At 43.7% G+C, this 12,415-nt stretch carries 8 protein-coding genes; 4 read left to right on the forward strand and 4 right to left on the reverse strand.

The genetic code is table 11. The annotated features are described in order from the left end of the window. Both QUA78_RS05685 and QUA78_RS05690 read left to right on the forward strand, forming a co-directional pair. On the forward strand, positions 1–1,560 hold a 1,560-nt coding region (locus QUA78_RS05685; protein ID WP_333398653.1), incomplete at its 5' end, for a CHAT domain-containing protein. 312 nt (positions 1,561–1,872) lie between these two features. After that, the gene (locus QUA78_RS05690; RefSeq protein ID WP_333305381.1) at positions 1,873–7,605 is read left to right on the forward strand and encodes an AAA family ATPase; all 5,733 of its coding nucleotides are present in this window, start codon (positions 1,873–1,875) and stop codon (positions 7,603–7,605) included. Positions 7,606–7,711: 106 nt separating this feature from the next. Here the strand turns inward: QUA78_RS05690 and QUA78_RS05695 are convergent, their stop codons facing one another. Continuing rightward, positions 7,712–8,932, reverse strand: coding sequence for an acetate kinase (locus tag QUA78_RS05695; protein WP_333305378.1), 1,221 nt, complete (start codon positions 8,930–8,932; stop codon positions 7,712–7,714). A 230-nt stretch (positions 8,933–9,162) separates the two neighbouring features. Here QUA78_RS05695 and psaK point away from each other — a divergent pair, with 230 nt between their 5' ends. Further along, positions 9,163–9,423 carry a photosystem I reaction center subunit PsaK gene (gene psaK / locus QUA78_RS05700; protein WP_333398654.1) on the forward strand — a complete coding sequence of 87 codons (261 nt, stop codon included), beginning with the start codon at positions 9,163–9,165 and terminating at the stop codon, positions 9,421–9,423. Positions 9,424–9,467: 44 nt separating this feature from the next. On the opposite strand, the gene QUA78_RS05705 is transcribed toward psaK, so the two are convergent. Genes QUA78_RS05705 through QUA78_RS05715 form a run of 3 tightly spaced genes read right to left on the reverse strand, consistent with a single transcriptional unit; the run spans position 9,468 to position 11,923 of the window. Further along, positions 9,468–10,106 carry a histidine phosphatase family protein gene (locus QUA78_RS05705; RefSeq protein ID WP_333306574.1) on the reverse strand — a complete coding sequence of 213 codons (639 nt, stop codon included), beginning with the start codon at positions 10,104–10,106 and terminating at the stop codon, positions 9,468–9,470. A 28-nt stretch (positions 10,107–10,134) separates the two neighbouring features. Further along, positions 10,135–10,824, reverse strand: coding sequence for a DUF3226 domain-containing protein (locus tag QUA78_RS05710; protein ID WP_333306572.1), 690 nt, complete (start codon positions 10,822–10,824; stop codon positions 10,135–10,137). Continuing rightward, complete coding sequence (locus tag QUA78_RS05715; protein WP_333306570.1) at positions 10,817–11,923, reverse strand: AAA family ATPase; 1,107 nt, start codon at positions 11,921–11,923, stop codon at positions 10,817–10,819. Before QUA78_RS05715 ends, QUA78_RS05710 begins: the two co-directional genes overlap by 8 nt. Between QUA78_RS05715 and QUA78_RS05720 the strand changes: the two genes are divergently transcribed. Further along, the gene (locus QUA78_RS05720) at positions 11,922–12,254 is read left to right on the forward strand and encodes a DUF433 domain-containing protein (protein ID WP_333306568.1); all 333 of its coding nucleotides are present in this window, start codon (positions 11,922–11,924) and stop codon (positions 12,252–12,254) included. The genes QUA78_RS05715 and QUA78_RS05720 overlap by 2 nt on opposite strands. Positions 12,255–12,415: the final 161 nt, after the last annotated feature.

Raw genomic sequence — 12,415 nt, forward strand, 5'->3', positions numbered from 1 at the left:
CCCGGTACAACTCCACCCGGTACAACTCCACCCGGTACAACTCCACCCGGTACAACTCCACCCGGTACAACTCCACCCGGTACAACTCCACCGCCACCATCGCCAAGCGGTAGATTTCCATTAGATAGAAGCCGGGTTTTCCCCGATCGCAACCAACCCTTGACCCCCCAACAGCGGCAGAACCAAAACAGAATATCGCGAGATATAGGAAAACCGAGAGACAGGATGCCGCCCGAAAGAATGCAATCTCCCAGAGAACTGAGAAATTTCATCAATTCAAATATCAGAGATTCAGTTATTCAGTCAGCATTTCGCGGCGACATCGGCAGGAATTTGGAGGCAGGGAAAATATCGGAAGCTTTGTCTCTGCTGGACAAATCTTTCAGCCAAGAATTCCGGGAATATTTCGGCATGAACATCAGGGACGAACTGATATCTCCAGACGAAATCAAAATAAAATTAGCATCCGTGGGGAAAGAAACTGGCACGAAACCCAGCTTAATTTATCTGTTCTCGCAACCGGAAAAATTAAATTTAATGCTAATAACTTCTTGCGGTGAAGTTGTTCACAAAAGCGTACCGGCCGCGAACCGGGAAGAACTGCTGAAAGTTGTAACTGTGTTCAGAAATGAGATTACTAAACCGGGCGTGCGGGGTACTACAAGTTATCTACCATCTTCTCAACAGCTTTATCAGTGGATGATTGCGCCTTTAGAGGAGAATTTAAAGAAGTGCGAAACCGATACTATTTCCTTTGTTGTCGATCGGGGTTTGAGAGGTATGCCCTTTGCTGCTTTGCACGACGGACAGCAATTTTTGGTGGAAAAGTACAATCTCAGCCTCATGCCCAGCATTAATTTAACAGATAGTCGCTACGTCGATATCAGAAATTCTCAAGTTTTAGCAATGGGTGCGTCGCAATTTTCCGAGTTGAATCCTTTGCCTGCTGTTCCTGCTGAAATAGCGGCTATTTCCAGAGAGTGGCCGGGAGTTAGTTTTCTGAATGAGGGTTTCACTTTGGATAATTTGAAGCGAGAGCATGAAAGCCGACCTTTTGGAATTATTCACTTAGCTACTCACGGCGAATTTCGACCGGGGGCGCCGAATAATTCTTTTATTCAGTTGTGGGATAGTCGATTGCGACTCGATCAATTGCGGGATTTGAGATTGAACGATCCGCAGGTGAATTTATTAGTTTTAAGTGCTTGTCGGACTGCGGTGGGAGATGCACAGGCGGAGTTGGGTTTTGGGGGTTTGGCGCTGCAAGCCGGGGTGCAAACGGCTTTGGGGAGTTTGTGGTACGTTTCAGATGAAGGTACTTTGGGATTGATGAGTGAGTTTTACCAGCAGTTGAAGACGGTGCGAATTAAGGCGGCGGCGCTGCGACAAGCGCAAATTTCGATGTTGCGGGGAGATGTGCGTTTGGAGGGCGGCAGATTGCGGGGTTCAAGTCGGGGTGAGGGGGTGGAGTTGCCGACTTCGCTGCAAGGGTTTGCCGATTTAAAGTTGTCGCATCCTTATTATTGGTCGGCTTTTGTGATGATTGGGAGTCCTTGGTGAAGACATATTGACATTCCTCTTCTTCTATTAATTCAGCGGCAATTTTGTGAAGGGTTTTATGATTGGCGGTGTGCTTTTTCCCATTTTCTATTTTGCCAGCAGCGGGTGGCAGCACTTGAATTTGCGGTTCTGCCGGCAGCGAAGTGGTTGGTAAAGTCGGGAAAAACGAGCGATTGAAAGCCACTTCGCTGCGGAAAAACTAAACATTTGTGATAAAAACACAATTTGTTCCTGTTTAAAGCGTTATTCTCGAAATAACGCATCGGGTGCGTTGTGACTTCGCGTTAGTTAATTTTTACCCTAAAAATAAATATGCTCTCCATTCCAGGCGTAGCCGTCCAGACGCTTCTTTACGAAAGTGCCAACTCTCTGGTTTACCGGGCTATTCGGGAAGCAGATAGCCAGCGGATTATCCTCAAACTTCTCAAAGAAAGCTACCCCACACCTCAAGAGTTGGTGCGCTACCGCACCGAATACCGAATTACCCAAGAGTTAAAAGAGGCGGGAGCCGTGCAGGTTTATGACTTGCAAAAATACCAAAACAGCCTCGTGATGTTTGTGGAGGACTTTGGCGGCGAATCCTTGAAAATTTGGATGCAGCAGCGAAAGTTTACCCTGGAGGAATTTTTGCTCATCGCGATTCCCACAACTGAAATTTTAGGGCAAATTCACAGCGCCAATATTATCCACAAAGATATTAACCCTTCTAATATTGTTTACAATCCGGAAACGGAACAATTAAAAATTATTGATTTTGGTATTTCCACTCAGCTAAGCCGAGAAACACCGATACTCAAAAACCCCGGAGTTCTTGAAGGAACTCTCGCTTATATCTCGCCCGAACAAACTGGTAGGATGAATCGCACTCTGGATTACCGCACTGACTTTTACTCCCTCGGCGTCACATTTTACGAATTGCTAACAGGAAAACTGCCTTTTGAGACAGAAGATGCTTTAGAGTTAGTTCACTGCCACATTGCTAGGCAGTCAGTTGCTCCGAACGAAATAGAGTCCAAAATTCCCCTAATTCTGTCCCAAATTGTCAACAAATTGATGGCGAAAAATGCGGAAAATCGCTATCAAACTGCATTGGGATTGAAGCACGATTTAGAAATGTGTCTGGTTCAACTACAAGAAACGGATAGCATAGAAGAATTTGACTTGGGAACGCGGGATATTACCGACCGTTTCCTGATTCCTGAAAAGTTATACGGTCGGGAAACAGAAGTTTTTAGTCTATTAGCTGCCTTTGAACGAGTTAGTACAGGTAGCGCTGAAATGATGCTGGTAGCTGGCTTTTCGGGAATTGGTAAAACCGCAGTCGTGAACGAAGTCCACAAGCCGATCGCCAGACAGCGTGGCTATTTTATTAAAGGCAAATACGATCAATTTCAGCGCAATATCCCATTCAGTGCATTTGTGCAAGCATTTCGGGTATTAATGGGGCAATTATTATCAGAAAATGACGCTCAGTTACAAACATGGAAAACTCTGATTCTCACAGCAGTAGGCGAGAGCGGTCAAGTGCTGATTGAGGTGATTCCTGAGTTAGAACGCATCATTGGCGATCAACCGACTGCACTAGAACTGTCAGGGAATGCGGCACAAAATCGCTTCAATCTGCTGATGCAGAAATTTGTGCAAGTATTTACCCAAGCAGAACATCCCTTAGTGATATTTTTGGACGATTTGCAGTGGGCGGATTCAGCATCTTTGAAGTTATTACAACTGTTGATGCAGGATACGGGGCATCTGTTAGTATTGGGTGCTTATCGAGATAATGAGGTGTCTGCTGCTCATCCGTTTATGTTGGCGATTGATGAGATTGTGAAGTCTGGGGCAGTGGTGAATACTATTATGCTGCAACCGTTGAGCCAAGGAGATCTGAATCAGTTGGTGGCAGATACGCTGATTTGCGATCGCACATGGGCTCAACCCCTGACAGAATTGGTTTATCAAAAAACCAAAGGAAATCCCTTTTTCTCTACTCAGTTCCTCAAGTCGTTGTATGAAGATGGTCAAATTAGCTTTGACCCCCCTCAATCCCCCCTTACTAAGGGGGGAAGTAAAGGGGGGTGGCAGTGCAATCTTGCCCAAGCTAGACTTAGCCATGCCTCGGATGTGGTGGAGTTTATGGCGGCGCAATTGCAGAAGTTGCCTGCCAAAACTCAGGATGCCCTCAAACTTGCCGCTTGCATTGGAGCGCAGTTTGATTTAGAGACATTAGCAGTAGTCAGCGAAGAATTACCCGAACAAACGGCATCAGCGCTATGGAAAGCCTTGCAAGAAGGACTTATTTTAAAGATTGCAGAAGGCTATAACTTCACTCAAGCAGATGCTCAATCTCCTAGTCAGTCTGTTGCTAATCCAACTTATAAGTTCCTACACGATCGCGTCCAGCAAGCGGCTTATTCCCTAATCCCAGACGACAAAAAACAAGCTACTCATCTCACAATTGGACAGTTACTGCTACAAAATTCTTCGGAGATAGAAAGAGAAGAAAAACTGTTTGATATTGTGGGGCATTTAAATCAAGGAATTGAGTTAATCAATCAATTAAGCGAACGAGAAGCCTTAGCCCAACTAAACTTAGAAGCGGCAGGTAAAGCCAGAAGTTCTACTGCCTACACTGCGGCAAATATCTATCTACAAACGGGGATGGCTCTCTTGAGGGTTAACTGCTGGCAAAGTCAGTATGAGTTAACCCTAAATCTCTATGTTGCGGCTGCTGAAATTGCCTATTTGAATGGTGACTTTGATGGTATGGAGCGGATGGCAGCAAAGGTTTTACAAGAAGCCCAAACAATTTTAGACAAAGTTAAAATTTACGAAATTCAAATCGTCGCCCATACAGCCCAGAGCCAGATGCTAGAAGCGATCTCAGTGGGTAGAGATGCCCTGGGACAATTGGGTGTTGAACTATTTACCCAACCTGATAAAGCCACGATTGGTAAAGCGTTACAAGCCCTGGCTGGCCAACTTCAGGACAGACACATCGAGCAACTGTTTGACTTGCCTGTGATGACGGATCTTCAGACTCGGGCTGCTATGCAACTCTTAAGAATGTTATGTGCACCCATTTTTCAAGCAATGCCGAGTTTAACACCCCTAGTTAGCTCCACTATGGTGAGTTTATCGATCGACTTTGGGAATGCACCCGCATCCACAGTGGGGTATGCGATGCACGGGATGGTACTGTGTGCCTTTTTAGGAAAGGTGGAAACAGGCTATGCCTTTGGTAAATTGGCACTTTCATTGCTCGATAGGTTCAATGTCCGGGAATTCAAGTCAATGATTTTGCTGGTGTTTGGGTGCTTTATTCAGCATCGCCAAGAATCTCTTTTGGCGACCGTACCGACGCTGAAAGAGGGCTATAGGTTGGGCATGGAAACCGGCGACTATGTATACGCTGGCTACAGCATAAACCAATACTTTGTAGGCAAATTTATCGGTGGGGTAGAACTAGACACTTGGGAAACCGAAGTAGTAAGTTACAGCGCTGCCTTGGCTCAGGTGAAACATTCTCATGCTTTTCGGGATATGACGCAGCAGACCGTGAAGAACTTGAGGGAATCCCGTATTCTGTCGGATTGTTTGAGCGGCCAAACCTATGATGAAACGGTGATGATTCCCAAGCAGCAGCAGGATAATCAACTTTCGGCGCTCGCTGCTGTCTACATCTACAAACTGTTGCTTGCCTACTCATGCGGCAATTATACGGCTGCCCTAGACCACATTGCCCGCAGCCAACAGTATTTAATGGCAGTATCCGGATTAGTTTTTGTTCCGATTTTCCATTTCTATGCCGCTCTCACCTACCTGGCACTTTTTCCCGCACAGCCAGCAATTGAGCAAGCTGAAATTCTTGCGCTGCTGGAAACCCATCAAACCATTTTGGAAAAATGGGCGCAAAATGCTCCGATGAATTATTTGCATAAATGGTATTTAGTTGAGGGAGAACGATATCGAGTTTTGGGCAATAAAGCTGAGGCGATTGAAATGTACGATCGCGCAATTGAAGGAGCCAAAGAAAACAAATATGTTAATGACGAAGCCATTGCCAACGAACTAGCAGCAAAATTTTATTTAAACTGGGGCAAAGCAAAAGTTGCTCAAGCCTACATATTGGAGGCGTATTATTGTTATCTTCAATGGGGAGCAACTGCTAAGGTAACGGATTTAGAAACGCGATATCCCCAATTATTGGCGGTAACTCAACCCGGAACTAAAAACACTAAAGCTAGCGCAACAGTGACGACCACTGGTTCGGTTAATAACTTAGATATCATCACAGTGATCAGAGCTTCTCAGGCGATTTCTGGCGAAATATTGCTCGATAAATTACTGTCTAGCTTGATGAAAATTTTGATTGAGAATGCAGGGGCGCAAAAAGGATATCTAATTTTGTCAAGCCATGGACAACTGTTAATTGAAGCTGAAGGAACAATAAATTCTCAACAAGTCACCGTATTGCAGTCAATCCCCGTTGAAACCTGTCAAAAACTTTCTGAAGCAATTCTCAATTATGTAGCCCGCACTCAAGAAAGCGTGGTACTGGATGATGCTGCCCGAGAGGGACAATTTACCAACGACCCCTACATCCAAAAGAATCAGACCAAATCAATTTTATGCGTGCCGCTGATTAACCAATCTCAAATCGTCAGTATTGTTTATCTAGAAAACAATTTGACGGCCGGAGCTTTTACCCCAGAAAGAGTTGAACTATTAAAAGTTTTATCTGGACAGGCGGCGATTTCAATTCAAAATTCTAAGCTTTATACAGAAGTCCGCGAAAATGAAAGCAGGCTGGCTCAATTTTTAGAAGCAATTCCAGTAGGTGTATCAGTGCTGGATGCTTCGGGCAAACCTTACTATAGTAATCGCGTTGCTATTCAATTATTAGGTAAAGGAGTTATTTCTCAAGTCGCCAGCGAGCAAATACCAGACGTTTATCAAATCTATAAAGCTGGAACATATCAGGAATACCCCTTTGCTGACTTGCCGATTGTGCGGGCGTTGAAGGGCGAAAGTGCCACCGCTGAGGATATGGAAATCCACCAAGGCAATAAGATTATTCCGATTGAGGGTTGGGGTACGCCCATATATGATGAAAAGGACAATATTTCTTATGCAATTGTAGCCTTTCAAGATATCACGGAGCGCAAAAAAGCAGAAACAGAGCGAATCAGATTTACCGATGAATTGTTCCAACTCAACAAAGCTTACGAGCGCTTCGTTCCCAATCAATTCCTCCAATTTTTAGAAAAATCAAGCATTATTGATGTGGAATTGGGCGACCAAGTGCAGTTGGAAATGTCGGTATTGTTTTCCGACATTCGCGATTTCACCACGCTTTCGGAAAGTATGACGCCGGAGGACAATTTCAGATTTATCAATTCCTATCTTTCTCGCATGGAACCCATTATTAATCAAAATCACGGGTTTATTGATAAATATATTGGGGATGCGATTATGGCGCTGTTTAGCGGCGAGGCGGATAATGCGGTGAAAGCGGGAATTGCTATGCTGCAGGGCCTGGTTGAATACAATCAACACCGCGCTAATTCTGGCTATGGGCCGATTCAGATTGGGATTGGAATTAATACTGGAACTTTGATGCTGGGAACGGTGGGAGGACAAAATCGCATGGAGGGCACAGTAATTTCCGATGCGGTGAATTTAGCTTCTCGCGTGGAGGGATTGACAAAAAATTATGGGGTGTCGCTGTTAATCACCCAGGAAACTTACTCGCGTTTAGAAAATTTATCCGAGTACGCAATCCGCACCCTCGATACGGTAAAAGTTAAGGGAAAATCTGAAGCGGTGACGGTTTATGAGGTGTTTGATTGCGATCGCCCAGAAATTAAACAGGGCAAGTTAGCTACGCTGCAATTGTTTGCCGAAGCTTTGGAAATTTACTCAGAAGGGAAGTTAGCTAAAGCGGGGCGGCTGTTTTCCGAGTGTTGGCGTCAGAATCAGGGCGATCGCGTCGCTAAAATTTATTGGGAACGCTGTCAGTCTACTTTAGAGTCAACTGAAGACTGAAATCCTCGCTCTCTAGGTTAACATCCAAGTCTCGATCGCCCTTTTGTATTTATTACCCACCATAAAAGAGGTCGCTCGTTTTCAAGTAGCCTAAAAGAGCGATCGCTTAACCGGAACAGATGGCGCTTTTCCAGCATTCTCGCGCAATTTCCCAATCCTCCTGCGTGTGAATTACCAAAACTCTCGCGGCTGAATCCACTGTCGCAATATCTTCATCAACTGGCGAGTGTTCATTCTTCTCCCCATCCAATTTTAACCCGATAAATCCAAAAGCTTCGCAAGCCGCAAGCCGCACCACAGGAGAATTTTCCCCAACTCCCGCCGTAAAAATCAAAGCATCCAACCCTCCCAAACTCGCCAGCATCGCCCCAATTCCGGCGCGCAAACGGTGAATGTAAATATCCAAAGCAAGTTGAGCTCTTTCATTACCTTGGGCGATCGCATCTCCAATCTGCCGCATATCGCTAGATACCCCAGAAATCCCTTTTAAACCAGAATTACGATTGAGAATATTATCTAATTTTTCAGAAGTTAAATCCGATCGCCTTAACAAATGAATTATAATCCCAGGATCGATCGCACCCGATCGACTTCCCATCATCAAACCATCCAAAGGAGTAAATCCCATCGTCGTGTCAACACTCACGCCCCCCCGAATCGCTGCCAGAGAACATCCGTTGCCCAAATGACAGCTAATCAGCCGCAAATCTGTCAAATCACGGTTCAGAAGTTGAGCAGCCCTGCGAGCGCAATATTGATGGCTAATGCCGTGAAAACCGTAGCGGCGAATCCCGTTTTCTAGCCATTCGTATGGGCCGGGATAAACAAACGCAGCGGGCGGCAACTGCGCGTGAAAAGCTGTATCAAATACTGCTACTTGCGGCACATTTGGGAGGATTTTTTCAAGGGATTCGATGCCTTCCAAGTTTGCCGGATTGTGTACGGGGGCAAATAGAGATAAACGAGCGATCGCCTCTTTAACATCCGGCGAAATTAACGTACTTTGCTGATAGTCTTGTCCGCCATGTACGACGCGGTGGCCGACAATATCAATCTCCTTTAAATCATTAATTGTTTGAGTTTTTCCCCTCCAAAGACTCTCCAGCATTCGAGAAATAGCAGCTTTGCGAGACTCCGATGCAACTTCCTCCTCAAGCCGATCGCCCTTTGCTGTTTTGACTTTCAACTCTGCTATACCCTGCTGGTGAGTCCAGTCTATTTGAGCCTCCCAGAGGGGTTGCAAAGGTCGATCGGGCAGGACATCGTTTAACTCGTAAAGACAGCTCTTTTGACTGCTAGAACCCGCATTTAACACCAGTATTTTCATGCTTTATTATGTCCTGTTGATTCGTTCTTTCGATCGCTAGGCGATAGAAATCGCGTTTTGTCAAACTTTTGTCCCAGCAGAGGGGGACTAAAAAATCTTGAGATCCTGGGAAAATTATTAAGAAAAATGTCGAAAAATTAACTGTTAATGCAATCTGTAGCTAACAGTTGCATTTTTTTGATATATCTTCTATGCAGATTTTCATTTACTAAAGTTTAAGGAGCAGATCGATGTTTACACCAATTTTACTTGCCACTGTCGCCAGAACCGTAGACTGGAGCCCCACGATCGGTTTGATTATGATTCTTTGCAATATTTTAGCTATTGCGATCGGCAAATCAACCATCCAAAATCCTCACACAGGCCCAGCCGCGCCCTCATCGAATCTGTTGGGCGGCTTGAGTTTGGGTGCACTTGTGGGAAGTCTCTGCTTCGGTCATATTTTGGGAACGGGTACGATTTTAGGATTGTCTTACCTCGGTGCGATTTAGTTTCAGACTCTAGGGTGCGCAGTGTGCGCACCTTACCCGCAATTTCAAGTACCGGGTAAATTGCGGAGGTTTTCATCCATGTACGATCGATCGCCCAAAACCTCCAGCAGCGGCCCGCGCACGTCAAACTTAACAATACTGACAGAAGCTGCTAAAGCGGCAATGCGATAGCGATAACGTCCCAAATCAATCCCCAAGAGACTGCACAGAATAATCCTAATAGTTGCCTTGTGCGAAACAACCAAAACATTTCCGCTCTTGTACTTTTCCTGAATTTCTGCGATAACTAAGGACGATCGGCTAGCAATTTCCACGGAAGTCTCGCCGCCATTCGGTGCATTCCAAGCAGGTTCAGTCAGCCAATTAATATAATCTTCTTCGTATTCTTTTTTGACCTCTTCTACTGTTTTGCCCTCCCACTCACCGTAATTAATTTCCCTCAGTCCGTCGTGAAGCTGCATTTCAATTCCCACAGCATCGCACAAAGGTTTTGCAGTAGCAATAGTTCGTTTCATCGGACTGACATAAACAGCATTCCAAGGCAATTTTGCGTAAGCGGCGCCAAACTGTTCTGCCATTTGAGAACCTTCGGGCGTTAATTCTGGGTCGATCGCGCCGCAGAAGCCGCCTGTTTTGCTGTAAGTGGTTTCACCGTGTCGCAGAAAGTAGATTTTTAAGCTCATGAGTTAATTGTGTGTGAATTTTACTATGTTAGCAAAAGAGTGTAAAAAACTCTTTCAAATCATCGAGAGCAGGATGATCCCAATCCCAAATATCTTTTTTGTGTTCCATAACATAATCAAACCCATGCATACTGCATTTCTTTTCAACTTGTTGCTGTTCCTTCTTTGAGCAAGTATCATACCTAATATAGTTGCTAATCCAAAATTTATCAAAATCTTTCTGCTTGATTTTCTTTCCCTCCTTTTCTTCTATGCAACTTCTCCAGCTATCCAAACAATCAGCATAAGGTGATTCTCTAGCCTTTATTGCCTTTAAAAGCGTTTCCAGTTCGCCTTTACCTTCAACATTTGTAAAGTAACAAGCCAATTTTGCCTTTGTTTCATTATCTCCACAAATATCGATAAATTGTTTAGTGCTTGACAAGCTTTCAGCTTTAAACACTGGTTCTATACATTTATCTACGAATTTCAGGCGTTCTTGCTCTGAACAATTATCAATATCGATAATAATTCCAATCTTTTCGATACCTTTTTTGTCAATGTTTGCTTCTAAAGCTTTTAAAGCTTTGATTAACTCTGTTTCGCTCAAGCCTCCCAAACTTTTATAATCATCTATATAAATAGGTGGTGCTACCTGGATATCGCAGTTTAGTTTCTCAACCATTGCCTGCATGAAAATCCTATCATTTTTACTTTCTACTATGACAATATTACTCACCTCTCACTCCTTCTTGATGCTCAATGGCATAACTAAGAGTTTCCAAATCGCGCCTGATTCCGATTATTTGATTTGTTTTGAGTTTCCTTGCTAGTTCAAAATATGCGCTGCTGCATTCCTGATTTGGTTCTAAACCCACATCAGCAAATGCTTGAAGCATCTCTAAACTGTGAGTTGTAGCAAAAATCTGGGTATCCAGTTCAACCGCCAAGCGAAATAAAATTCTCCAAAACTCCCGCTGACTTGTATGGTGTATGCCATTTTCTATCTCATCAATTAGCAGTATTTTGTGTTCGCTGTTTACCAGTTTAAGGATTATTTCTGCAACTCTGTTAATGGCATCTCCAAACAATGATAAAGGCAAACGCTTTTCACCTTTTCTTCTCAAGTAGAGCGTGGGTTCCCCGATCGAAAAACTGTCTACTGATTCTATTGAATAGTCGAGAATTTGAAAAGCTTTCAAAACTTCGCTATCTTTTTCATTCAAACGCGCCAGGTCAAATAGTTCCGTGAGATACCTTTCAAAAGACCTCATACAAGATGGAATAAAAGGCGGTTCTTTAACATTAGGACGACTGCCAAACCACATTTTTGATGATGAAGTAGCTATTGCAACGGAATTAACAGTTTCTTGATTATCTCGAGTTAATTTGAGATTTAGGACTGACAAATCATCTTTATACTTCAAGAATAACTCTCTTAATCTTTCTAAATTTTGGTCTGAAAAAATATTGTCCACATTTCCCGATTCATCTAACCATATTTCTATTTTATCTACGACATTACTTTCATCTTTTCCATTAATTACTATAACTGCGTCTTTGTTGAGGGAATAAAACAAGTTGTCCCATTCCCTTTTATATATTGATTCTATTGATTCTATCCATTCTGAGGATGCTGACGATTCTGACGATTCCATTCTCAGCTTTTTTAATGCGGATATACTTCTACCGTCGGGATCGTTATAGAGAAAAATTGCTTCTAGCAAGGCTGTCTTACCAGCATTATTTTTACCGCCGATTAAATTGACTCTTTCAAACCCAGAAATTTTGATTTGCTCAAAGCACCTAAAATTTTGAATTTCTATTTCTTTAAGCATGACCGCCTCTTTTGAATGTACAAATCCTAAATCACCCTTGATTTATGCTAACATTAATTCTATCTTAGTTGTTTTACTTGAGCCGCAACAAGCAACGATCGTCATGCAGAATATACACCTCTTTGAAGTCATTGAACGCGATCCAACCAAGGTGAGTGGTGCATGGGTATTTCGGGGAACGCGCGTACCTGTTGCCGCCTTTTTCGAGAACCTTAAAGATGGAGCCTCTATTGACCAGTTTCTCGAATGGTTTCCGGGAGTAACTCGCGCCCAAGTTGAGGTATTACTCGATCGGGCCCTAGCCTCATTAACGCAGATGGCACAAGCATGAAGATATCGATTAACCCGCAAGTCCGCCGGGGGTTTTCAACCCCCGTCTCATAGCGAAAGTCCTCTAAAAGAGGACTGAAAAGCCAATTAAATAAACCACTTAATTCCTAATTTCAAATCTCAAATCTCCAATCTCAAATCAATAATTCCCAATCTAACATC

It is taken from the genome of Microcoleus sp. K4-B3 (assembly GCF_036704615.1).
GTDB lineage: Bacteria > Cyanobacteriota > Cyanobacteriia > Cyanobacteriales > Microcoleaceae > Microcoleus.

What these genes read in the sequence shown, in the direction of transcription:
- QUA78_RS05690 (WP_333305381.1), top strand. Translation starts at nt 1,873, where the DNA reads ATGCTCTCCATTCCAGGCGTAGCCGTCCAGACGCTTCTTTACGAAAGT.
- QUA78_RS05695 (WP_333305378.1), bottom strand. Translation starts at nt 8,932, where the DNA reads ATGAAAATACTGGTGTTAAATGCGGGTTCTAGCAGTCAAAAGAGCTGT.
- psaK (WP_333398654.1), top strand. Translation starts at nt 9,163, where the DNA reads ATGTTTACACCAATTTTACTTGCCACTGTCGCCAGAACCGTAGACTGG.
- QUA78_RS05705 (WP_333306574.1), bottom strand. Translation starts at nt 10,106, where the DNA reads ATGAGCTTAAAAATCTACTTTCTGCGACACGGTGAAACCACTTACAGC.
- QUA78_RS05720 (WP_333306568.1), top strand. Translation starts at nt 11,922, where the DNA reads ATGACCGCCTCTTTTGAATGTACAAATCCTAAATCACCCTTGATTTAT.
- QUA78_RS05715 (WP_333306570.1), bottom strand. Translation starts at nt 11,923, where the DNA reads ATGCTTAAAGAAATAGAAATTCAAAATTTTAGGTGCTTTGAGCAAATC.